General features: G+C 72.0%; 23 protein-coding genes. 22 read left to right on the plus strand and 1 reads right to left on the minus strand.

The features are described from left to right. The first annotated feature begins 41 nt into the window (after positions 1 to 41). Positions 42 to 1,211 (plus strand): zinc-dependent alcohol dehydrogenase, encoded by a 1,170-nt coding sequence (locus OV090_RS31150; protein WP_267708290.1) that lies wholly within the window; start codon positions 42 to 44, stop codon positions 1,209 to 1,211. 79 nt (positions 1,212 to 1,290) lie between these two features. Here the strand turns inward: OV090_RS31150 and OV090_RS31155 are convergent, their stop codons facing one another. Then, entirely contained in the window at positions 1,291 to 2,574 is a 1,284-nt protein-coding gene (locus OV090_RS31155) for an ATP-binding protein (RefSeq protein ID WP_267708291.1), read from the minus strand. Positions 2,575 to 2,945: 371 nt separating this feature from the next. Between OV090_RS31155 and OV090_RS31160 the strand changes: the two genes are divergently transcribed. The 21 genes from OV090_RS31160 to OV090_RS31260 all read left to right on the plus strand — a co-directional run bounded on the left by OV090_RS31160 (position 2,946) and on the right by OV090_RS31260 (position 23,198). Beyond that, a complete protein-coding gene (locus tag OV090_RS31160; RefSeq protein ID WP_267708292.1) occupies positions 2,946 to 3,929 on the plus strand; it encodes an SDR family NAD(P)-dependent oxidoreductase in 984 nt (327 codons plus the stop codon). Then, complete coding sequence (locus tag OV090_RS31165) at positions 3,902 to 5,326, plus strand: NAD(P)/FAD-dependent oxidoreductase (protein WP_267708293.1); 1,425 nt, start codon at positions 3,902 to 3,904, stop codon at positions 5,324 to 5,326. Before OV090_RS31160 ends, OV090_RS31165 begins: the two co-directional genes overlap by 28 nt. An 18-nt stretch (positions 5,327 to 5,344) precedes the next feature. Then, positions 5,345 to 6,151, plus strand: a complete 807-nt coding sequence (locus OV090_RS31170) for an endonuclease/exonuclease/phosphatase family protein (RefSeq protein WP_267708294.1) — start codon at positions 5,345 to 5,347, stop codon at positions 6,149 to 6,151. 103 nt (positions 6,152 to 6,254) lie between these two features. After that, positions 6,255 to 6,725: a hemerythrin domain-containing protein gene (locus OV090_RS31175; RefSeq protein WP_267708295.1), complete on the plus strand. Its 471-nt coding sequence runs from the start codon at positions 6,255 to 6,257 to the stop codon at positions 6,723 to 6,725. Positions 6,726 to 6,770: 45 nt separating this feature from the next. Beyond that, complete coding sequence (locus tag OV090_RS31180; protein ID WP_267708296.1) at positions 6,771 to 7,856, plus strand: glycosyltransferase family 9 protein; 1,086 nt, start codon at positions 6,771 to 6,773, stop codon at positions 7,854 to 7,856. Next, a complete protein-coding gene (locus tag OV090_RS31185) occupies positions 7,849 to 8,370 on the plus strand; it encodes a hypothetical protein (protein WP_267708297.1) in 522 nt (173 codons plus the stop codon). The genes OV090_RS31180 and OV090_RS31185 overlap by 8 nt, the downstream gene beginning before the upstream one ends. Continuing rightward, positions 8,349 to 9,407: a glycosyltransferase gene (locus tag OV090_RS51055; protein ID WP_267708298.1), complete on the plus strand. Its 1,059-nt coding sequence runs from the start codon at positions 8,349 to 8,351 to the stop codon at positions 9,405 to 9,407. Before OV090_RS31185 ends, OV090_RS51055 begins: the two co-directional genes overlap by 22 nt. After that, the gene (locus OV090_RS31195; protein ID WP_267708299.1) at positions 9,404 to 11,275 is read left to right on the plus strand and encodes a glycosyltransferase; all 1,872 of its coding nucleotides are present in this window, start codon (positions 9,404 to 9,406) and stop codon (positions 11,273 to 11,275) included. Before OV090_RS51055 ends, OV090_RS31195 begins: the two co-directional genes overlap by 4 nt. Positions 11,276 to 11,297: 22 nt before the next feature. Further along, a complete protein-coding gene (locus tag OV090_RS31200) occupies positions 11,298 to 12,038 on the plus strand; it encodes an SDR family oxidoreductase (protein ID WP_267708300.1) in 741 nt (246 codons plus the stop codon). Further along, positions 12,035 to 12,619 (plus strand): HAD family hydrolase, encoded by a 585-nt coding sequence (locus OV090_RS31205; RefSeq protein WP_267708301.1) that lies wholly within the window; start codon positions 12,035 to 12,037, stop codon positions 12,617 to 12,619. The genes OV090_RS31200 and OV090_RS31205 overlap by 4 nt, the downstream gene beginning before the upstream one ends. Before the next feature lie 161 nt (positions 12,620 to 12,780). Continuing rightward, entirely contained in the window at positions 12,781 to 14,244 is a 1,464-nt protein-coding gene (rfaE2, locus tag OV090_RS31210) for a D-glycero-beta-D-manno-heptose 1-phosphate adenylyltransferase (RefSeq protein WP_267708302.1), read from the plus strand. Continuing rightward, positions 14,241 to 15,338, plus strand: a complete 1,098-nt coding sequence (locus tag OV090_RS31215) for a glycosyltransferase family 9 protein (RefSeq protein ID WP_267708303.1) — start codon at positions 14,241 to 14,243, stop codon at positions 15,336 to 15,338. Before rfaE2 ends, OV090_RS31215 begins: the two co-directional genes overlap by 4 nt. 18 nt (positions 15,339 to 15,356) lie before the next feature. Next, positions 15,357 to 16,544, plus strand: a complete 1,188-nt coding sequence (locus OV090_RS31220; protein WP_267708304.1) for a glycosyltransferase family 9 protein — start codon at positions 15,357 to 15,359, stop codon at positions 16,542 to 16,544. A 273-nt stretch (positions 16,545 to 16,817) separates the two neighbouring features. Then, on the plus strand, positions 16,818 to 18,338 hold the full coding sequence (locus OV090_RS31225; RefSeq protein WP_267708305.1) for an AAA family ATPase: 1,521 nt from the start codon (positions 16,818 to 16,820) through the stop codon (positions 18,336 to 18,338). Further along, positions 18,325 to 19,224 (plus strand): hypothetical protein, encoded by a 900-nt coding sequence (locus OV090_RS31230; protein WP_267708306.1) that lies wholly within the window; start codon positions 18,325 to 18,327, stop codon positions 19,222 to 19,224. Before OV090_RS31225 ends, OV090_RS31230 begins: the two co-directional genes overlap by 14 nt. Further along, entirely contained in the window at positions 19,211 to 19,684 is a 474-nt protein-coding gene (locus OV090_RS31235; RefSeq protein ID WP_267708307.1) for a hypothetical protein, read from the plus strand. Before OV090_RS31230 ends, OV090_RS31235 begins: the two co-directional genes overlap by 14 nt. Beyond that, on the plus strand, positions 19,671 to 20,297 hold the full coding sequence (locus OV090_RS31240) for a nucleotidyltransferase domain-containing protein (RefSeq protein WP_267708308.1): 627 nt from the start codon (positions 19,671 to 19,673) through the stop codon (positions 20,295 to 20,297). Before OV090_RS31235 ends, OV090_RS31240 begins: the two co-directional genes overlap by 14 nt. A gap of 344 nt (positions 20,298 to 20,641) precedes the next feature. Further along, positions 20,642 to 20,875: a hypothetical protein gene (locus OV090_RS31245; RefSeq protein WP_267708309.1), complete on the plus strand. Its 234-nt coding sequence runs from the start codon at positions 20,642 to 20,644 to the stop codon at positions 20,873 to 20,875. Positions 20,876 to 21,225: 350 nt separating this feature from the next. Beyond that, on the plus strand, positions 21,226 to 21,522 hold the full coding sequence (locus tag OV090_RS31250) for a hypothetical protein (RefSeq protein ID WP_267708310.1): 297 nt from the start codon (positions 21,226 to 21,228) through the stop codon (positions 21,520 to 21,522). Between the two features lie 39 nt (positions 21,523 to 21,561). Continuing rightward, a complete protein-coding gene (locus tag OV090_RS31255; protein WP_267708311.1) occupies positions 21,562 to 22,038 on the plus strand; it encodes a helix-turn-helix transcriptional regulator in 477 nt (158 codons plus the stop codon). 68 nt (positions 22,039 to 22,106) lie between these two features. Further along, positions 22,107 to 23,198 (plus strand): serine hydrolase domain-containing protein, encoded by a 1,092-nt coding sequence (locus OV090_RS31260; RefSeq protein WP_267708312.1) that lies wholly within the window; start codon positions 22,107 to 22,109, stop codon positions 23,196 to 23,198. Positions 23,199 to 23,218: the final 20 nt, after the last annotated feature.

Consider the following 23,218-nt stretch of genomic DNA (forward strand, 5'->3'; position numbering starts at 1 on the left):
CGTCCTACCGTCCAGGCCGCACTCGAGTCATGCAGTGTCCCATGAAAGCACTGCGCTACCACGGGGCCCGCGACGTGCGGGTCGAGACCGTCCCCGATCCGCAGCTGGCAGACGCCAAGGACATGATCGTCAAGGTCACGGCTTGCGCGATCTGCGGCTCGGACCTCCACCTCTACGACGGCCTGATTCCGACGCTGCAGAAGGGCGACATCCTCGGCCACGAGTTCATGGGCGAAGTGCTCGAGGTCGGCCGCGAGGTGCGCGACGTGCAGAAGGGCGACCGCGTGGTCGTGCCGTTCAACATCAGCTGCGGCGACTGCTTCTTCTGCAAGCGCCAGCTGTGGTCGCTGTGCGATCGCAGCAACCCCAACGCCGCCCTGGCGACCAAGCAATTCGGCGCCGCGCCGGCCGGCCTGTTCGGCTATTCGCACATGTTCGGCGGCTACCCGGGCGGCCAGGCCGAGTATGTGCGGGTGCCGTTCGCCGACGTCAACCACGTCAAGATCGAGACCGACCTCAGCGACGAGCAGGTGCTGTTCATCGGCGACATCTTCTCCACCGGCTTCATGGCGGTCGACGTGTGCGACGTCCAGGAGGGCGACGTCGTCGCGGTGTGGGGCTGCGGGCCGGTCGGGCTGTTCGCGCTGAAGAGCGCCCTGATGCTGGGCGCCAAGCGGGTCATCGCCATCGACCGCTTCCCCGAGCGGCTCGAGCTGGCGCGGACGAAGTGCGACGCCACCCCGATCGACTACGAGAAGTCCGACGTCATCGAGGTCCTCAAGGAGCTGACCAGCGGGCGCGGGCCCGACATCTGCATCGACGCTGTCGGCATGGAGGCGCACGGCCACGGCCTCGAGTTCTGGTACGACCGGGTCAAGCAGGCGGTCGGCCTGCAGACCGACCGTCCGACCGCCCTGCGCCAGGCCGTCATGGCCTGCCGCAAGGGCGGCACCGTCTCGGTCCCCGGCGTCTACGGCGGCCCCATCGACCACTTCCCGTTCGGCGCCGCCTTCAACAAGGGGCTGACGCTCAAGATGGGCCAGACCCACACCCACCGCTACGCCCCGGCCCTGCTGCAGCGGATCGCCGCCGGCGAGATCGACCCGTCCTTCATCATCACCCACCGCCTCCACCTCGAGGAGGCGCCGAAGGGCTACGACATCTTCCAGCACAAGAAAGAAGGCTGCATCAAGGTCGTGCTCAAGCCGTGAGCCACGACGTGAACGAGAGAGCATGTCTCCATGGACATGCCCTATCGCGCATGTCCTGAAGTTCATCTCGTCGCCCGGCTCACTCCGGGCGCTCGCTCGGCCCGTCCTGCCCGCTCGCCGGCTCGTACAGCGGCAGCGCCAGGCGGAAGCAGGCCCCGGGCCCGTCCGCGTCCTCGACCACCAGCGTGCCGCCGTGCGCCTGCACGATGCTGCGCGCCAGGTAGAGGCCGAGGCCGAGGCCGAACGACTTCGGCCCGAGGGCGAAGCGGTCGAACAGCGTCGGCAGGAGCTCGACGGGGATGCCGGGCCCGAAGTCGCGGACGCGGACGAGGCTCCAGTTGGCGCCGTCGAACCGGTCGCGCCGGATCGTCAGCGACAGCCCCGCCCCCTCCGGAGAGTGGGTGATCGCGTTGTGCAGCAGGTTCTCGAGCGCCTGCCTCAGCGCGTCGGGGTCGGCCCGCGCCATCACCTGCGGCGGCGCCTCGATCTCGATCGCCTGCCCGCCGACGGCGAACAGCGCGGCGGTGCTGCGGGTGAGCTCGACGAGGTCGACGACCTGCAGCCGGAGGTCGAACAGGCCGCGCTCGATCCGCTCGACGCTGAGGAGGTTGGACAGCACCCGCCCCAGCCGCTCGACCCCGCGGCGCGCCTTGCTCAGCTCGTCGACGTCCGCCGCCCGCGCCTCCGCCTCCGCCCGCACCGTCAGCACGTCCAGCCGCGCGGCCAGCGGCGCGATCAGGTTGCGCAGGTCGTGCGCCACGACCGACACCAGCTCCTCGGCCGTCCGCTGGCGCGCGCGCTCGGCGGCCACGCGGGTGGCCTCCTCGACCAGCTCAGCGCGGTGCGTCACCACCCCGACCCAGTGGGCGACTGCGGCCAGGAACTCGAGGTCGCTCCAGCGGTACTTGTTCCGGGTCGCGGCCGTCACCATCAGCACCCCGCGGCGCTTGCCTTGCACCTCGATCGGCACTGCGATCGTCGACTGCACCTTGAGCCCCTCCTTGATCCCCTGCAGCTCGCCGGCGTCGGCCTGCACGTCGTCGCAGAAGTAGCGCTCGCCGGTCTGGAACACCTCGACGGCGCGGCCCCCGTTGCTCATCGGCACGCGATCGAGGCCGAGCGCGCGCTGGCGGCGGGACATCGGCGAATCATTGGTCCCGAGCGCCACCAGCGAATCGCGTGCGGCGTCGTGCAGGAACGCGTCGACCTTGTCCGTCTCGACCACGGACGCCACGACCTCGCAGGCCTCGACGAGGGTCTCGCGGACCGACGTGACCGGCAACGCGAGCAGCCGCGTCAGCGCCACGAACAGCGGCGGTTGGGGCGCGCAGGCACTGGTGGCAGTGTCGAGCTGTTCGATCATGGAGCGCACGGGCGTCGTGCAGGCCTGACCGTAGGGCCAACCTCGGTGGATGGCGAGCCGCGCTCCCCGGCGGCCGGCGGGCGCAGGGAGGAACTCCGCCCGCCGAATCATCGCGGGGATGCGGGGGGTCCGGGCGCAGGAGACGCCCCGTCCGCCGCTTGCGCCACCGCCGGGAAAATCCCCGGGGGACCGACGCCGCAAACCGACTGCCCTGCTGGATCGATCTGGCCCGCCGCGCGCCCCGGCCGCCTCGGCTCCCTGCTGTGATTGCCTCGAGGACATGTCCGATCGACCCTATCGTACATGGCCGAACCCGCCGGCCCTCGCTGGCGCGCCCACGAATCGCCCGCATACTGCGCGGGATGAGGCGCGTGGGCGAATCGAGGGTCGCGGTCGTCACCGGCGCGTCGAGCGGGCTCGGGCGGGCGACCGCGTACGGCCTGGCGGAGCGCGGCTGGCGGGTCGCTCTGGCCGCGCGCCGCGAGGGCGAGCTCGAGCGCACCGCCGCGGGCTGCCGCGAGCGCGGCGGCGAGGCGCTGGTGGTCCCGACCGACGTCACCCACGAGGACGCGGTGATGCACCTGGCCGAGGCGACCCTGTCGACCTGGGGCCGCATCGACGCGTGGATCAACAACGCCGGCGTGACCCTGTTCGCCCCGCTCGAGGGCGGCTCGCTCGCGGATCACCGCCAGGTGATCGAGACCAACCTCCACGGCGCCCTGCACGGCGCGCGCGCGGTGGTCCCGGTGTTTCGCCGTCAGGGTCGCGGCACGCTGATCAACATCGGCTCGGTGCTCAGCAAGATCGGCCACGCCTTCGTGCCGTCCTACGTGATCAGCAAGTTCGCGCTGCACGGCCTGTCCGAGGCGCTGCGCGTCGAGCTGGCCGAGTGCCCCGACATCCACGTCTGCACCGTCTTCCCCTACGCGATCGACACGCCGCACTTCCAGGTCGCGGCCAACGACCTCGGTCGCCACGTCAACGCCATGCCCCCGGTGCAGTCGCCCGACCAGGTCGCGTGCGCCGTGGTCGACCTCGTCGAACACCCCCGGCGCCAGCGCTTCGTGCCGCGGATCGCCGAGCTCGGCCTGGTCATCCACCGCGTCTTCCCGCGCACCATGGAGCGGCTGCTCTACCGCGCGCTCGGACGGTTTCACCTCGGCGCACCCGAGCCGCCCGTCGAGGGCAACCTGTTCCGCCCCACGGGCGAGCACGCGGCGGTCCGCGGCCACCGCCCGCCGCGGCTCGGCACCCCGGCGTTCCTCGCCTGGACCGCGCGCGAGCTGCTGCGCATCGAACTCGACGCCGCCCGCCACCGCCTCAAAAAATGGCACGTGACGCGTATGACGCAGTGATCGTCGGCGCCGGGCCCAACGGCCTGGCCGCCGCGATCACCCTGGCCGCCGCGGGCCTTTCGACCCTCGTCGTCGAGGCCGGCGCGACCCCGGGCGGCGGCTGTCGCTCGGCCGAGCTCACCCTGCCCGGCTTCGTCCACGATCCCTGCGCCTCGATCCACCCGCTCGGCGTGGCCTCGCCGTACTTCCGCACCTTGCCGCTCGCGCGTCACGGCCTGGCGTGGATCGAGCCGCCGACCCCGCTCGTGCACCTCCTGAACGACGGCCGGGCCGTGCGCCTCGAGCGGTCGATCGCCGCCACCGCGGAGCAGTTCGGCGCCGACGCCCAGGCCTACAGCGACCTCGTCGCGCCGTTCGTCGAGCGCTTCGACGCCCTGCTGCCGATGATCCTCGGCCCGCTGCGCTGGCCCGCAGATCCGCTGCTCCTGGCCCGCTTCGGCGTGTACGGCCTGCGGTCGATGCAGGGCCTCGCGCGGCGCTTCGCCGAAGAGCCCGCGCGCGGCTTGCTGGCCGGCATCGCCGCCCACGCGATGGTCCCTCTCGACGCCCCCGCCACCGCCGCGTTCGCCCTGGTGCTGACGATCGCCGCGCACGCGGTGGGCTGGCCGCTCGCCCGCGGCGGCTCGCAGGCGATCGTCGACGCCCTCGTCGCGCACCTGCGCGAGCTCGGCGGCGAGCTCGAGCTGAACCACGAGGTCGCCCACGTCTCCGAGCTGCCGCCGGCCCGCGCCTACCTGTTCGACGTCTCGCCGCGGCGCCTCGCCACCATCACCGCCGGCCGCCTGCCCTCCGCCTACCTGCGCCGCCTCGGCCGCTTCCGCTACGGCCCCGGCGTCTACAAGCTCGACTGGGCCCTGCAGGCGCCGATCCCCTGGCGCGATCCGGCCTGTGCGCGCGCCGGCACCGTCCACCTCTCGGGCTCCCTCGAGGCAGTCGCCGACACCCTCGTCCACGTCCACCGCGGCGCCGTCGCGGCCGAGCCGTTCGTCTTGCTCGCGCAGCCGACCCTGTTCGACGCCGGCCGCGCACCGCCGGGCATGCACACCGCCTGGGCCTACTGTCACGTGCCGCACGGCTCGGCCATCGACGTCGGCGCGCGGATCGAGGCCCACGTCGAGCGCTTCGCCCCCGGCTTCCGCGACGTCATCGTCGCCCGCTCGGCCCGCACCGCCGTCGACATGGCCCGCTACAACCCCAACTACGTGGGCGGCGACATCAACGGCGGCCTCGCCGATCTGCGCCAGCTGTTCTTTCGCCCGCTCGTCCGCGCCGATCCGTACACCACCCCCGCACCCGACATCTTCCTCTGCTCCTCGTCGACGCCCCCGGGCGGCGGCGTCCACGGGATGTGCGGCCACGCCTGCGCGCGCAGCGTGCTCGCGCGGGTGTTCGCGTGATCGATCACCCTGTCGGGCATGACGCGGATCCTGTCCCTCAACATCGGCGGCTACGACGAGCGGCACGGCCCGTGGAGCGCTCGCCGGCCGCTCGTCGCCGCCGTGCTCGCCGAGCAGCGGCCCGACCTCGTCGCCTTGCAGGCCGTCGCGCGCGACCCGGCGATCGAAGGCGGCAGCGACCAGGCGAGCCAGCTCGCGCGCGACGTCGGCGGTTACGAGGTCGTCTACCGCCCCGCCGCGGCGGACGCGGACGGCCGTGAACTCGGCCTCGCCTTGCTGTCGCCGGCGCCCGCGCTGGCCGTGCACGTCCGCCCGCTGACGCGCCGCGACGGCGACGACGACCCGTTCGACCGCGTCCTGCTGCACTGCGTGTTCGCGTGGCCGCGCGGCCCGCTGCACGTCCTGTGTGCCCATTTGTCGTGGACCGAGGCGCAGGCGCGCGACAACGTCGGCGAGCTCCTCGGATACCTCGCCGCGGTCCCCGGCCCCAGGCTGCTCCTCGGCGACTTCAACCAGACGCCCACCAGCGACGCGCTCGCCCGCCTGCTGCGCGCCGGCCTCGTCGACGCCTGGGCCGCGCTGCGCCCCGACCTCCCGGGTCACACCTTTTACGAGCACGGCGCCCTGCGCAAACGCATCGATTATCTGCTGCTCGACCGCGGCCTCGCCTCGCGCCTCTGCGACGTCTCGCTCGTCCTCGACGGGCCGGGCGAGCGGCGGGCCTCCGATCACGCCGGCCTGCTCGCGCGGCTCGCCAGCGGCGACGAGCGGGCGGACGTCAGCGAATCGACGGACCAGGGTTTAGGTCAGCCCGCGCCCCGCTGACCCCAATCGGCGCAGTCGGCGAAAATCACACGACCCCGCGATATGGGCCGACCGGGCGGGATTCGACTGGCCCCATCCGATCGACCGTGTCATGAACGGCCCGATGATCGAAACCGCTCAAGACCCCACCATCTACCAGGTGATCCGCGAGCAGCACCGCGTCGTCGCGGAGCTGCTCGCCGCGCTGGCGCGCGAGCAGGACGTCGCGCGCGGGCAGCAGCTGTTCGGCCAGGTCCGCGACGCGCTCGAGCGCCACGCGCGGGCCGAGGAGGCCGTGTTCTACGACATCCTCGCCCAGCAGGACGCGCAGGGCAAAGCGCTGGTCAAGGACGCCGAGCGCGACCACGCGCAAGTCCGGCAGCAGCTCGCCGAGCTCGAGGCGATGCGGGCCGACGACGACAAATGGGCGACGAAGGTCGAGGCGCTCACGCGCAGCGTCAGCGAGCACGTCGAATTCGAGGAGAGCACGATCTTCGCCGCGGTCGAGGCCATCCTCGACGACGATCAGGCGCGCACGCTCGCCGAGACCTTCGAGGCGCTCGAGTCGCGGGTCGAGCCCGAGGCCGCCGCGTGATCGTCCGACTGTGATGATTGACGATTCGCCGGGCAGAGGTCGCCAATGAGCGGAGTCGTATCACCGGAGTTCGCGCTCGCCTCGCCGGCGAGGGAGCCGGACCTGCGCTTGCGGATCGGCGGACAGGTCCGCCCGCCGCGCGAGGTCGTGGTCATGCGCGCCCTGCCGGGCCTCGGCGACTTCCTGTGCGCCACCCCGGCCCTGCGGGCCCTGCGAGCCGCGCTGCCGCGGGCCAGGATCACTCTTTTGGGCCTCGCACGGGCTCGCGAGCTCGTCGCCCGCTACCCGCACCTCGTCGACGACCTGCTCGAGTTCCCCGGCTTCCCCGGCCTGCCCGAGACCCCCGCCGACGTGCGCGCCTTGCCCGACTTCCTGCGCGCCGTCCAGGGCCGCTTCGACCTCGCCCTGCAGATGCACGGCGACGGCCTCGTCAGCAACATCTTCGTCCAGCTGCTGGGCGCGCGCGCCAGCGCCGGCTTCTACGCCCCGCCGCAGCCGTGCCCCGATCCCGCGACCTTCGTGCTCTACCCGGGCGACTTCGCGGAGCCGCGGATCCTCCTCGCCTTGCTCGCCGCGCTCGGCATCGAGGCGCGCGGCGAGCGGCTCGAGTTCCCGCTCACGCCGGATGACGCCCACCAGTGCGACGCGCTGCTGCAGGCCGCCGGCCTGGCCCCCGACGCCGCGTTCGCGGTCGTCCACCCCGGCGCCGCCGAGCCGCACCGCCGCGTCGACCCCGGCGTCCTCGCGCAGGTCGCCGACGGCCTGGTGATCCGCGGCCTCGCGGTGATCCTCACCGGCGCCGCCGACGAGGCCGCCCTCGCCGCTGCGGTCCGCCGCCACGCCGAACGCGGCCTCGTCGATCTCATCGGCCGCACCGACCTCGGCTCGCTCGGCGCCCTGGTCGAGCGCGCCCGCCTCGTCGTCGCCGGCGACACCGGCGTCTCGCACCTCGCCAGCGCGCTGCACACCCCGAGCGTCGTCGTCTTCCGCAGCACCGCGCCGGGCCGCTGGGCGCCCCTCGATCGCGTGCGTCACCGCGTCGTCGACGCTCGCGCGGTCCCGCCGACGGCCGCGGCGATCCTCGCCGAGGCCGACGCCGCCCTGTTCCTCGCGGGGGTCGATCGTGCTTGACCCGCGGGTCGCCCTCCGCCGCGCTCGCCGGCTGCTCGTGGTCCCGCCCGCGGCCGGCTGCGACGAGCTCGGGCCGGCGCTCGTGCGCCTGCGCGTCGCGGTGCCGCAGGCCATGGTGATCCTGTTGGCCGACGCGCGCGCGGCCGGGCGCGTCGCCGCCTTCGTCGACCAGGTCGTGCCTGCCGGCGCCCTGACGCGGTGCGACGCCCCGCACCTCTCGACCCTGGTCGAGCGGCTGGCCGCGGCGCGCCTCGACGCCGCTCTGGTGTTCACGGCCGTCGGCGAGACCGCCTTCGAGGTCGCCTACCTCGCCTATCTCGCCGGCATCCCGGTGCGCGCCGGCTTCGCCGGCGAGTTCGGCGGCGGCGTGCTCGCCCCGGCCGTCCCGCCCCCGTCGGCCCGCGTCATCGGTCCGGGGCGTCACCTCTCCCTGCTCGACGCGCTCGACCTGAGCGCGGCGCTCGCCCCCGCGAGCGCGAAAGCGAGGCCCTCGTGCGACGACTCCGCGTTCTGACCTGGCACGTTCACGGCAGCTACCTCTACTACCTCACCCAGGCGCCGCACGAATTCTACCTGCCCGTAAAGCCAGGTCGACCCGAGGGCTACGGCGGGCGCAGCGGCAGCTTCGCCTGGGGCGCCAACGTCCACGAGGTCCCGGTCGAGGTCCTCGCGCAGCAGCCGTTCGACGTCGTCCTGTTCCAGTCGCGCCGCAACTACGAGTGCGATCAATTCGAGGTCCTCGGCGCCGCCCAGCGCCGGCTGCCGCGCGTCTACCTCGAGCACGATCCGCCGCGCGAGTCGCCGACCGACACCCGCCACCCCGTCGACGACCCCGACGTCCTGCTCGTCCACGTCACCCCGTTCAACGCCCTGATGTGGGACGCCGGGCGCACCCCCGTGCGGGTCGTCGAGCACGGCGTCGTCGTCCCCGACGACACGACTTACAGCGGCGAGCTCGCGCGCGGCATCGTCGTCGTCAACGACCTCGCGCGGCGCGGGCGTCGGCTCGGCCGCGACGTGTTCGACCGCGTGCGCGCCCACGTCCCGCTCGACCTGGCCGGCATGGACTCGGCCGCGCTCGGCGGCCTCGGCGACCTGCCCCTGCGCGAGCTCCACGCCCGGCTCGGCCGCTACCGCTTCTTCTTCAACCCGATCCGCTACACCAGCCTCGGCCTGGCGGTGTGCGAGGCGATGATGATCGGCCTGCCGATCCTCGGCCTCGCCACCACCGAGATGAGCACCGCCGTGCAGAGCGGCGTCAACGGCTACGTCGAGACCGACCTCGACCGCCTGCTCGCGCACATGCGGCGCCTGCTCGCCGACCCCGCCGAGGCCGCCGAGCTGGCCGCAGGCGCGCGACGGATCGCCCGCGAGCGGTTCGGCATCGGCCGCTTCGCCGCCGACTGGTCGCGGGTCCTGGGCGAGGTCACCGGATGTCCCGAGGGACAGCTCGTCGCGCCCGACACCGGATGTCCCGAAGACCAGCTCATCCCGCCGATCGCCGCCTGTCCCGCGGGACAGGCCCCCGAGCCGGCCCGGAGGACCGCGTGAAGCCGCTGCCGTTCGAGACCGGCGCCGGCGTCGGCCAGCCGCAGAGCCCGCTGCGGATCGCCATGATCAGCGAGCACGCCTCGCCGCTCGCCCCGCTCGGCGGGCGCGACAGCGGCGGCCAGAACGTCTACGTCGCCCAGGTCGCGCGCCACCTCGGCCGCCTCGGCCACCGCGTCGACGTGTTCACCCGCCGCGACAGCCCGACCTTGCCGCCGGTCGTCGAGCTCGCCGACGGCGTGCGCGTGATCCCGGTCGACGCCGGCCCGCCCGCGCCGCTGGCCAAGGAGTCGCTGCTGCCGCTCATGCCCGCCTTCACCCGCGAGGTCGCGGCCCACGCCCGGCGCGAGCGCTACGACCTCGCCCACGCCAACTTCTTCATGAGCGGCCTCGTCGCCGCCGAGCTCAAGCGCGAGCTCGGCGTCCCGTTCGCGGTCACCTTCCACGCGCTCGGCAAGGTCCGGCGCCAGCACCAGGGCCAGGCCGACGGCTTCCCCGACGAGCGCTTCGCCATCGAGGCGCGGATCGTCGCCGAGGCCGACGTGATCGTCGCCGAGTGTCCGCAGGACGAGGTCGACCTCATGACCCTCTACGCGGCCGACCCCGAGAAGCTGGTCATGGTCCCGTGCGGCTTCGACCCCGAAGAGTTCTGGCCGGGCGGTCGCGCCGAGGCCCGCGCCGCGCTCGGCCTCGGCGACGGCGATCGCATCGTCTTGCAGCTCGGGCGCATGGTCCCGCGCAAGGGCGTCGACAACGTCATCCGCGCGCTCGCGCGGCTGCCGGGCGAGCTGCGGGCGCGGCTCGTCGTCGTCGGCGGCGAGTCGCGCCGGCCCGATCCTGCGCTCACCCCCGAGATCGGCCGATTGATGGCGGTCGCCCGCGACGAGGGCGTCGCGGAGCGCGTCACCTTCGTCGGCAGCCGCGGCCGCGGCGAGCTGCGCGACTACTACGTCGCCGCCGACGTGTTCGTCAGCACCCCGTGGTACGAGCCGTTCGGCATCACCCCGCTCGAGGCCATGGCCTGCGGCGTCCCGGTCATCGGCGCCAACGTCGGCGGCATCGCCCACACCGTCGCTCACGGCGAGACCGGCTACCTCGTCCCGCCGAGCGACCCCGACGCCCTGGCCGACAAGCTCGCCCTCGTGCTGTCGCAGCCGCGCCTGGCCCGGCGCCTGGCCCAGCTCGGCCTGCAGCGCGTCCACGCGTTGTTCACCTGGGAGAAGGTCGCCGCTCGCCTGGCCGACGCCTTCGCCGCGGCCGCCGGTCGGCGCCCCGCCCAGGCGCCCACCGCCGCCTTCGCCGCGGTCGACCGCGGCTTCGACGACCTGCTCGCCGTGCTGTCGCGCGCCAAGACCTGCCTGCGCGACGACATCGTGCGCGCCGCCGACCTCGTCAGCGGCGCCTTCGCCCGCGGCGGCAAGGTGCTCGTGTGCGGCAACGGCGGCAGCGCCACCGACGCCCAGCACTTCGCCGCCGAGCTCGTCGGCCGCTTCCTCGCCCCCGACCGCGCCGCCTTGCCGGTCATCGCCCTCAACGCCGACACCGCGGTGTTGACCGCGTGGGCCAACGACGTCGGCTACGCCGACGTCTTCGCCCGCCAGGTCCGCGCCTACGGCCGCCCGGGCGACGTCATGTTCGGCATCTCGACCAGCGGCCGCTCGGCCAACGTCGTCGCCGCCCTCAAGACCGCGCGCGACTGCGGCCTGCGCACCTTCGCCTTGCTCGGCGGCACCGGCGGCGAGGCCGGCGACCTCGCCGACTGCGCCCTCATCGTCCCCTCGCCCGACACTCAGCGCATTCAGGAGGTCCACACCCTGGCCCTGCACCTGATCTGCGAATTGGTCGAAGCGCGGGTGGCTCCATTGTCGTGAAATCATCGCACTCGGAGGACCGATGACCCTCGTGATCGAATCACCCCTCGCGGACAAGATCGTGCTCGTCACCGGCGGCGGCTCGGGCCTCGGCGCCGAGATCGGCCGCACCCTCGCGGCCGCCGGCGCCCACGTGATCGCCGCCGACATCCAGACCGGCCCGCTCGCCCGCCTCGTCGCCGAGGTGCGCGACCTCGGCGGCCGCATCGAGGCCGCCGAGCTCGACGTCCGCGACGCCGAGGCCGGGCAAGCCTTGATCGACGCCATCGTCGCCCGCCACGGCCGGCTCGACGTCCTCGTCAACAACGCCGGCACCGACAAGACCCTCGCGGTCGACGAGCTCAGCGTGGACGACATCGACCGCGTCCTCGCCGTCAACCTGCGCGGCCCCTTCGTCCTCAGCCGCGCCGCCTTCCCGCGCCTGCGCGCCCAGGGCGGCGGCTACATCGTCAACATCGTCTCGACCGCGGCCAAGCGGGCCTGGCAGAACGCCAGCGCCTACCACGCCAGCAAGTGGGGCCTCCTCGGCCTGTCGCACGCGCTGCACGTCGAGGGCCGCCCGTTCGGCATCAAGGTCACCGCGCTGCTGGCCGGCGGCATGCGCACCCCCTTCATCCTCGACCGCTTCCCCGACACCCCGATCACCAACCTCCAGGACCCGCGCAACGTCGCCGAGACCATCCGCTTCCTCCTCGCCATGCCCGGCGAGTCGGTCGTCCCCGAGCTGATGGTCGTGCCCATGCGCGAGACGAGCTGGCCATGACCCGCCTCCGCCCCGCCGCCTTCCTCGACAAGGACGGCACCCTCATCGACGACGTCCCCTACAACGTCGACCCCGCCCACGTCCGCCTCACCCGCGGCGCCCGCGACGGCGCCTGGTCGCTGCGGGCCGCCGGCTACGCCCTCGTCGTCGTCACCAACCAGTCCGGCGTCGCCCGCGGCCTGTTCAGCGCCCACGACCTGCTCGGCGTCCAGGCCCGCATCGAGGACCTGCTCGACCTCGAGCTCGACGGCTTCTACTGGTGCCCGCACCTGCCCGCCGGCGTCGTCGCCGAGTACGCCATCGTCTGCGGCTGCCGCAAGCCCGCGCCCGGCCTGCTGACCCGCGCCGCCGCCGAGCTCGGCCTCGACCTCGCGCGCTCGTGGATGATCGGCGACATCGCCAGCGACGTCGAGGCCGGCCGCCGCGCCGGCTGCCGCACCGCCCTGATCGCCGCCTCGCTGCCCCCGGCCCTCCGCCCCGCGCCCACCCTCGTCGCCGCCGACCTCGCCGAGGCCGCCCGCCGGATCCTCGGCGACACCGCCCGCAGCGACCACGACGAGCACCCCGCGCCCCTCGCCTGAGCGCCCGCGATGCTCTTTCGCAGCCCAAGATCGCCGGCTCGTTCGGACATGCCCTCTTCGACATGTCCAAAAAACCATGTCATTGGATCTGCCAGATCGGTCCTTCCAGACATGTCCCTCAAGGCATGTCTCAAAACACACCTTCACCCGGAGCGCCCGCGATGACTCACGTCCTGCTCCCCGTGCTCGACGCCTTCGCCGACCTGCGGACCCTCGTGATCGGCGAGGCCATGCTCGACACCTACCTCGACGGCCACAGCGAGCGGCTGTGCCGCGAGGCCCCGGTGCCCGTCGTCGACGTCGACGCGCGCCGCGACGTCCCCGGCGGCGGCGCCAACACGGCGGTCAACGCCGCCGCGCTCGGGGCCCGGGTCACCTTCCTCTCCGTCGTCGGCGGCGACGACGAGGCCGACCGTCTCGCGCGCGCCCTGGCGGCCCTCGGCGTCCCCGCCCACGGCCTCGTGCGCGCCGGCGGGCGCCGCACCCTCGTCAAGCAGCGCGTCCTCGCCGGCGGCCAGATCCTCCTGCGCCTCGACGCCGGCAGCCGCGACGACCTCGACCCCGTCACCGAGGCGCGCCTGTGCGAGCGCCTGCGGGCCGCCTGGGCCGACGTCGACGCGGTCATCGTCTCCGACTACGGCTACGGCGTCCTCACCGACGGCGTGATCGACGAGATCGCCGCCCTGCAGGCCGCCCACGCGCGCGTCCTCGTCGCCGACGCCAAGGACCTGCGCCGGCTCGCGCGCGCCCGGCCCACCGCCGTCAAGCCCAACTACTGCGAGGCCGCGCGCCTGCTCGGCCTCAGCAACGGCCACGGCGACGGCCGCGTCGAGCAGATCGCCGCCCACGAGGCCGAGCTCCTGCAGATCACCGGAGCGCGGGTCGCCGCCGTCACCCTCGACTGCGCCGGCGCCCTGGTCTTCGAGACAGGTCAGCCCGCCTACCGCACCTACGCCCGGCGCTCGTCCGACGCCAACGCCACCGGCGCCGGCGACACCTTCGTCAGCGCCCTCGCCCTCGCCCTCGCCGCCGGCGCCCCGACCCACGCCTGCGCCGACCTGGCCTCCAGCGCCGCCAGCCTGGTCGTCGCGCGCGACGGCACCACCGCCTGCAGCGCCGCCGAGCTGCGGGTCCACCTCGCCTCGCAGGACAAGCTGCTCGGCCACGACGACCTCGCCTTGCTCGCCGACTGCCTGCACCGCGCCGGCAAGCGGCTCGTGTTCACCAACGGCTGCTTCGACATCCTCCACCGCGGCCACATCACCTGCCTCAGCCGCGCCAAGGCGCTCGGCGACGTCCTGATCGTCGGCCTCAACGCCGACGCCAGCGTCCGCCGGCTCAAGGGCGACACCCGCCCGATCAACTGCGCCGCAGATCGGGCCCAGGTGCTGGCCGCCCTGTCGTGCGTCGATCACATCGTCGAGTTCGCCGACGACGTGCCGACCCGCCTCATCGAGCTCGCGCGGCCCGATGTCTACGTCAAGGGCGGCGACTACAGCCTCGACAAGCTGCCCGAGGCCCCGCTCGTGTCGCGCCTCGGCGGCGAGGTCTGCTTCATGCCGTACCTCGACGACTTCAGCACCACCGGCCTCCTCGCGCGGCTCGGCGATCGGGGCCCCGGATGAGCTGGTCGTCCGCTCGCCGCGTCCTGTGCGTCCGCCTCGACACCGTCGGCGACGTGCTCATGACCACCCCCGCCCTGCGCGCGCTCAAGGAGGGCCACCCGCAGCGCCACCTCACTCTGCTCACCTCGAGCCCCGGCGCAGTCGTCGGCCGCCTCGTGCCCGAAGTCGACGACGTCTGGACCTACGACGCCGCCTGGCTCAAGGCCAGCCCCGCGCGCCGCGACGCCAGCCTCGACCGCGCAATGATCGATCGCCTCCGCGCCGGCCGCTTCGACGCCGCGGTCGTCTTCACCGTCTACAGCCAGAACCCGCTGCCCGCCGCCCTCCTCACCTACCTCGCCGACATCCCGCTGCGCCTGGCCCACAGCCGCGAGAACCCCTACCAGCTCCTCACCCACTGGATCCCCGAGACCGAGCCCGAGCGCGGCGTGCGGCACGAGGTCACCCGCCAGCTCGACCTCGTCGCCGCCGTCGGCCTGCGCCCCTCGCATCATAGACTGTCTCTTCGGCCATGTCCTGAAGACCACCTCGTGGCCGAGGCCGAGCTCCGCCGCCTGCGCCTCGGCCCGCGCTGGCTCGTCGTCCACCCCGGCGCCACCGCCAGCTCGCGCCGCTACCCGCCCGCCGCCTTCGCGGTGGTCGCCCGCGCCCTCGTCCGCGACCACGGCGTAGGCCTCGTGTTCACCGGCGCCGCCGACGAGGTCTCTTTGGTCGAGCAGATCCGCGGCGCCGCCGGCGTCCCCACCCACTCGCTCGCCGGCCGCCTCTCGCTGGGCGCCCTCGCGGCCGTCATCGCCCGCGCCGGCCTGCTGATCAGCAACAACACCGGCCCCGCCCACGTCGCCGCCGCCATGGCCACCCCCGTCGTCGACCTCTACGCCCTCACCAACCCGCAGCACACCCCCTGGGCCGTCCCCGCGCGGGTCCTGAGCCACCCGGTCCCGTGCGCCCCCTGCTACCGCTCGACCTGTCCCGAAGGCCATCACCTGTGCCTGCGCGGCATCCCCCCCGCCACGGTCGTCACCGCCGCCCTCGAGCTGCTGCGCCCCGACGCCCGCGAAGCCCCCACCGCCGCACCCCTCTCGATGTCATGACCTCCTCGACGTGAGCCCATGCCTCCACGCAACGACCAGCACCCCGACGTCGCCCCGCTCGCCCTCGATCCCCGACCGCGGCTCGGCCGCGACTACTCGCGGGTGACCGCGCGCGACCCGGCCGCGCCTCTCGATCGCACGCGTCCCCTCGACTGGTCGCGCGTGCGGCGGATCCTCGTCGTCCGGCTCGACAACCTCGGCGACATCATCCTCACCGGCCCGGCCCTGCGCGCGCTCAAGGCCCATCTCCCGCACCTCCACCTCACCCTGCTCGCCAGCCCTGGCGGCGCCGCGGCGGCCGCCCTGCTGCCATGGGTCGACGACGTCGAGCCCTGCCGCGCCCTGTGGCAGGACCTGGGCCGCCTCGCCTTCGATCCCGCGCGCGAGCGCGAGCTCATCGCCACCCTCCGGCGCGGCGAGTACGACCTCGCCCTCATCCTCACCAGCTTCAGCCAGAGCCCGCACCCGGCCGCCCTCGCCTGCGCCCTGGCCGGCATCCCGATGCGGATCGGCGAGTCGCGCGAGCGCGGGCGGGCCCTCACGATCGCCCTCCCGCACGCCGACGACGGCCTCCACCAGTGCGAGCGCAACCTCCAACTCGTCGAGCGCCTCGGCGTGCCCGTCGTCGATCGCCGGCTCGAGATCTGCCTCCCGCGGCCCGCCTGGAGCGCCGCCCAGGCCCGCCTGGCCGCCCACCGCGTCGCCGGCGACTACCTCGTGTGGAACCCCTTCGCCAGCTGCCCCGCGCGCACCTACGACCCCCTGCGCCACGCCCTCGCCGCCCGCGCCCTGGCCGAGTACGCCGACCTGCGCCTGCTCGTCTGCGGCGCCGCCCGCGACCGCGACCGCGCCCGCGAGCTCCTCCCGCTGCTCGGCTCGCGCGCCCTCGACCTGGTCGGAGAGACAGATCTACCCGAGTTCGCCGCCCTCCTCGCCGGCGCCCGCCTCGTCCTCACCAACAACACCGCCGCCCTCCACCTCGCCGACGCCCTCGCAGTGCCCCAGCTCGTCACCTACGCCGGCACCGACCGCGACAGCCAGTGGATGCCCCGCACCTCGCCCCACCGCCTGCTGCGCCGCCCCACCGCCTGCACCCCCTGCTATCGCTTCGCCTGCCCGACCAGCCACGAGTGCCTGGCCCTGGCCCCCGCCGAGGTCCTCGCCGCCGGCCTCTCGCTGCTCGCCGAGACCGCCGTGCGTGCGTGAAGGCCCGGTCACCGGGCTGCACAGGCCGAGCACGAACAAGCGGCAGACCGCGACGCCAGACCTTGCGCTCCGTCATCCGGGCAGTACCCCGCCCGGCGGGGACCGCGACGCACCGAGGCTGGCCCGACAGGCAACGTCTCCAGCGGGGACGACGACCGGCACATCGAACGGGTGAGCGGCCGGCCGAAGATAGCGCCTGCCTTCGTGAGGCGGAACGCGGGACGTGCGCGCGCGATGCCGTCGTGGAGGAAGTTTGTTACTCTCCCTTCGGCCATGACTCGGACGGCGGACAAGACCACCTCTCCGGTGTTTGTTTCGCTGTTGTGGCACACGATGGCGGAGACGTCCTCGCAGGATCAGTTCGTGCTGGAGCGCGGCAAGGGCCGCAAGTGGGACGATTTCGGCTTCAAGACGCTCTACAGCCTCTATTGGCTCCCCGCTGGAGCCGAAGCCAAACAAGCCCGGTACATCGGGCCGATCAAGATCCTCCAGAGCGACGATCGCTCGACGGTGCTCCCCGATCGTTTCGCCGCGCTGAGCGAGTTTTACTGCAGCCTCGGCCAGAACCCCGAATACTACGAAAACCTCCAGGAGTTGGGTCCTGAGCTGGCTCAGGTTGTCCTGGTCGCGCTCCGCGACATCGCGTCCGATTCCGAAATAGAAGGAGATTTTGCCGAGCAAGAGGGTATCACCGTGTCGCTGCTTCGCTCGGTCTCAGCCCGCACGGCGATGAATTTGGCCCGTCAGAGGCTGCACGGCGTCGACGCGGATGTCGCTCCGGCCGAACTCACGTTTCGCTTTACCACGACGCTCTCGAAGGTCCTGCCGACTCCGTCCGCACCGTACCGCCTTGATGTGAGGCTCTCCGCCAGGGACGGGCGTCTTGGGCGCTTGATGGTGTTGGTCGGCAAGAACGCGACCGGCAAGAGCGGTTTGCTCAGCGTGCTCGGGCAGGCAGTCAGCGGCCTCGACAGCGAAGCAGGGAGCATCGACCCGCCCATCCGCGGCATCAGCCGTGTGATTGCGATCTCGTACAGCGCGTTCGACCCCTATCGATACTTCGGGAAGGCTCGACCGTCCACGGCTGTCGGATACTTTTATTGCGGGCTCCGCGATCATCATGGGGTCATCAACCTCAAACACGCGTTCGACCGCAGTCACCGTCACCTTCGGCAGCTCGATCCAAGAGCCTGGCGTGACGCGATCCGGGCGTCGGGACTCGCCGACGAGGAGCCCTCGCTGGCGGCCGTGCTCGAGGAGCCAGACCCGAGCAAGTTGATCGAGCTCATGGAGACGCTCAGCTCCGGGCACAAGATTTTCCTGTTCGTGCTGGTCAACCTGCTCGCGACGATTCGGCCCCGGGCGCTGGTCCTCATCGACGAACCCGAGATCCATCTCCACCCGAACCTCTTGTCCAGCCTGATGCGCCTGCTCCACAAGATCCTGGACGAAAGCGACAGCTTCGCGGTCCTGGCCACCCATTCGCCCCAAGTGTTGCAAGAGGTGCCGGCGCGATACATCCGCATCGTCGAGCGAGTCGACGGGGCGCCCGCATTGAGGCTGTATCCAGGCGAGTCCTTCGGAGCGAACCTTGGCGAGATCATTCGCTTCGCCTTCGGCGTCGATGAGAAGAGCGCCAACTACTTCAAGATATTGAACTCGACCCTCGACGAGGAGACTCTCCGGCGCTGGTACGATCACACGCTCCACGCATCTTCGCTTAGCCTCGCGCCCTATACGGTCCTCGCCGATCGCCTCCACGTGAATGAGGAGGACGACGATGAGACGACTTAGGCCGTATGGAGGGGATCCCTGGCAGTCCTTCCTCGATATCTGCGGCGCATCGACGCACCAACGGCGTCGTCCGCGGCTCGCGGAGGTCCGCGCGGTCATCGAGGACCGCTATCAGGATTACCTGAATTTGAACGGAGACTTCCTCAGAATCGCAGCATACTCCGACTTCTCCAAGGAGCAATCGGACGCGCTCAAGAAATGCTACGAGACCGAGGCGCCGGCGCTCAAACTCCTGAAAGAGGCGATCCGACAGCTCCAGGACCCGTCAGTCCGCGGCGTCTGTCAGAATTGCGGGCTGAACGAGCCGAACACGTTCGACCACTACATTCCCAAGGACGAATTCCCGGAGTTTGCGATTCACCCGCATAACATCGTCCCGTGCTGCCAGCAGTGCAACGACCTCCGGCGCCGCAAGCCGTGGCGCGACGAACATGGATGTCGGACGTTCCACTTCTATTTCGACGATGTCGAAGTGAGTGAAAGACACCTGGTTGCGAGGATCATCCGCGACGGCAACGACGAGCCGCGGATGCTCTTCGAGTGTTCGTCCTCCCCTGAGGCCCCCGGTTTCGGCGGAAGGTACTCTCGCCACGCGGAGACGCTGCAACTCCCGCGGCGGCTGGAAGAGCGCGCGCCGACAGAGCTGGATCGAATCTGCAATGAGTTGGCGGCGACGGCCGAACTGCTGCCCGGAGCTCCAGAGGCTTCGGAAAGAATAGACCGGTTGCGGGACCGGTCAAGGAACGTCGCTACACGCATGAAGAAGGTCCGCGGCCCGAACCACTGGGAGGTTGCGGCCTGGCATGCGGTCGCGGCGGCTCCGTGGTTCATCGAGCGCTGCCTCGCGCGCCAGAATAGGGAGGCGAGCTGTGATGACCAGGTCTGACTGGCGCCATGACGCGAGGGCGAGCCTCGAGTCGCTGCGCGAGGCGCTCGGCGAACTCCAGGACAGGTGGGGGTTCGCTTGCGAAGACGATCCGATCGACGACGACGACGACGACGACGACGCTTACGAGTATGATCAGCTCTCCTCAGACATCGAGACGGCGCTCGATACGCTCGTAGACGAACTGACCCAGCACCAGGCGACGCCGGACGTGGAAGAGCTCACGGTCGACGAGTTGCTCGCCAGGTATGTTACGGACGGTCTGGTGAGCCCAGAGCAGGTCAAGGTCGCGGCGGCGCTCGTGGACGCTCTCGGCTCCCGGGGGTCCCGGGGCGCTCGGACCAGCGAGCTAATCATGGGGCCGAGCTACGAGCAGCTCCTGAGCGTGGTAGACGCGCTCGAGCGGCTCGTCGACCACACCGCCGACGGGGAGGAAGAACCGGCCAATGCCATGGACTGACGAGGAAGACCTGGCTCGTTGCCTCGAGCGCGCCGGCGTCGCGCTCGCGGGTCTGCGCGAGCGCTGCTCGGAGGTCGTCGTGTTCGGTTCTCGCGCGGCGGGCATCGGCGATGCGAGGTCCGACTGGGACGTGCTGTGCGTCGGCGACGGGGCGACGCGGCGGACGCGAGAGCTGGACCTCGTCTGGATCTCCGCATCATTTACACGTGGCGACGCGTGGACGACGGGCGAGCTCGCGTCGCACGTCGTCACTTACGGGCGATGGATCGTCGGGAACCCGGGTCCATGGGTATCCCACGTGGCCATCACTTCGCAGACCGTCAGACGCAAGGTTCGCTGGATCCAGACGCACGTCGACACGTGGCGACGATTCTGGCCGCGCTGCTCGCCCCAACTGCGAACGCGCTACGCGGCAACGCTGAGGTACAACTTTCTCCGCCTTGATTTTTTGCTGCGCAAACAGGCGGTGCCACCGCGGCAGAGCCTGGATAGGTGGTTCGCGGAGCTCTCCGATAGGGCAGAGTGGTCCGAAGCGATGGCGGCAGTCGCCAAGGTCAGGGACGACTTCGTCTCCCGCGAATTGCTGCCGCGTGTGTGCCGGTCGTCTGGCTGACCGCCTGCCGGCGCACCCGCCTGCCCCCTGGTGCAGGTTACCGCGCGCCACAGATGTGCCCGCCTGTCGCTCGAGCCTGCTCGTCACCAGAAGGACGGCGTGCAGTAGGACAGCCCACATGCGAGACATCAAGAAATCATAAGCCTCCGCCGCTGCGCGCGAAGCAGCGAAGCTCCGGCTGAGACCGTCCGCCCCGCCTCGCAGCCTGAGGCGCACGAAACGATTCGATCGCCGCGCACCGTGCGCGACTGCCTGCGACCCTGCAGCGGGCGCAAACGGGATCCTCAAAAAAGCGGCCCGTACGGCCCGCTACGCCGCATCCCCGACGATTAGTGAGAACGGCCGTGCAGGCAACTGCCAACAAAATCTTCCCCGAGGAGGGAACACTCGCCATGCATCTCGAACGAGTTGAGACCCGATCGGAACAGCACCACGGCACCGCCGTGGAGCCGTGGAGCAACCTCGACGAGGACGACTTTCTCCTCGCCGCCGAGGCCAGCCTCGAAGCGCTGCGCGAAGGCGAGGACGAGGAGGAGCTGTCCCCGGACGACATCGAGGAAGTGCCCGAAGATCAGTAGCCCGGCCTGATCACGCGGTCCGTGCCGATACCACGAATCACCCGAGCGTCGCGGGATTCCTTACATCATCCAGCCCTTGCTCGCTACCGGGCACCGCTCCCACCGCGGATCCCAGTCCCAATCGTGCCCCTCGCCCGGAAGAGTAATTGCTGCCCGGGCCGAAGCCCGCGCGAACGCCCTCGAGGCGGCGCCTCGGCGCCTGCCTGACGCAGCTCGTCGCGGGAGGCCCGGCGCCTCGGCGCCTGCCTGACGCAGCTCGCCACGGGACGCCCGACTCTCGCCCCGAGCTCCCACCCGCGGCGGATGCGACCCCGCCGTCCCGCCCCGTCCTGCGGCATCATGGCCCTGCCATGCGGTTCGGTCCCGGACACTTCCTCGGCGTCTTCGAGCGGCGGCGCACGGCTCACGGCTTGTCGCTCGCCGATCTGCGGCCGACCGTGCCCGAGCACGAGGTTCACCGGCACACCCACGAGGACGCCCACTTCCTGCTCTTGCTCGCCGGTCGCTATCTCAGCAGCGCGCGCGGCATGCCGGACGTATGCGATCACCCCGCGCTCGTCCTCAACCCGCCGGGCACCACCCACGTCGATCGCTTCCGCGGCCTCGACGGCCGCTTCTTCACCCTGTCCGTCCCGACCGCGGCCTAGCACACGGCCACCGCGACCTGCCCGCTCCCCGACCACCCCGTGCGGCTGGGCACGGCAGCCTTGCTCGCGGCCTATCGCCTGTGCCACGAATTGCCGCGCTGGGACGCTGCCTCCGCGCTCGTCGTCGAGTCCGAATACCACCTGCTCCTCGCCGAGGCCGCCCTCGACGCCCGCCAACGGCGCTCCTCCGGACCGCCCTGGCTGGCGCGCGCCCGCGAACAGCTGCAGGACACCGGCGCAGTCACCCCGCGCCTGTCCGAGCTCGCCGCTGCTGCCGACGTCCACCCCGTCCACTTCTCGCGCGCCTTCCGGGCCCGCTACGGCCGCTCTCCCGGCGAGTACCTGCGTCACTGTCGCCTCGAGCGCGCCAGCGCCTTGCTGCGGGACCTCCGCACGCCCCTCGCCGACATCGCGGCCCAGTGCGGCTACGTCGACCAGAGCCACTTCAGCCGCGCCTTTCACCGCGCCTACCGCCTCACCCCTGCCGCCTTCCGCCGGCTCGTGCGGCCGGCCTGACACGTTCACGGCGTACAAGACCGGGCCCCGCCGCGCGGCTAGCCTCGCGCCTCTCCCGACCCGGCCCGATGCCCGCCTTCAAGCTGTTCGCCGCCTGCCCCCTCGCCCTGCTGCTCCTCCTCGACGCCGCCGCAGCCTCCTGCGCCCCCGACTCTCCGGCCCCGCTCGCCTCGCCCCCGCCGCCCCGCCTCGAGGACGTCACGAGCGCCGTCGAGGCCGGCGAGTTCGGCCAGATCACCAGCATCCTCGTCGCGCGCGACGGCCAGCTGCTCTACGAACATTACTTCGACGACGGCGGACGCGAGGCCCCGCGCAACACCCGGTCCGCCACCAAGACCCTCGCCGGCATTTTGGTCGGCCAGGCCATCGCTGACGGCAAGCTGCCCGGCCCGCAGGCCCCGATCCTCGACTACCTCGCGCCATACGGCCCGCCCGAGCACCCCGATCCGCGCAAGGCGCAGATCACCGTCGAGGACCTGCTGACCATGTCGTCGCTGCTCGAATGCCACGACGAGAACCAATTCTCGCGCGGCCACGAGGAGCGCATGTACCTCGTCGAGGATTGGGTGAAGTTCTACCTCGACCTGCCGATCCAGGGCTTCCCGGCCTGGATGCCCAAGCCGGCCGATTCGCCGCACGGCCGCAGCTTCCGCTATTGCACCGCCGGCGTGACCGCGCTCGGCGCGGTGCTGCAGGCCGCGACCGGCGAGCGCCTCGACGTCTACGCCCAGCGCAGGTTGCTTACCCCGCTCGGCATCGCCGATCCCAAATGGCAATACTCGCCGCTGGGTCTGCCGCAGGCCGGCGGCGGGCTCGGCCTGCGCAGCCGCGACCTGCTGGCGCTCGGCCAGCTCTACCTCGACGGCGGCCGCCACGCCGGCCAGCAGCTCGTGCCCGCCGAGTGGGTCGCGCGCTCCGTGCAGCCGCACGCCCGCGTCGACGACGGCGTCGAGTACGGCTATCTGTGGTGGCTGATGCAGTTCCCGGTCGGCGAGCGGATCTGGGACTCGTGGGCCATGAACGGCAGCGGCGGCAACACAGTGCAGGTGTTCCCGGCCGAGAGAGTCGCCGTCGTCATCACCACCACCAACTTCGACCGCCCGCAGCCGCATCGCCTCACCGCCAAGCTGCTGACGGACAGGCTCCTCCCGGCCCTGTGACGGGCGACGAGACGAGGGCG

The organism is Nannocystis sp. RBIL2 (genome assembly GCF_026626745.1).
In the GTDB taxonomy this organism is placed as follows: domain Bacteria; phylum Myxococcota_A; class Polyangia; order Nannocystales; family Nannocystaceae; genus Nannocystis.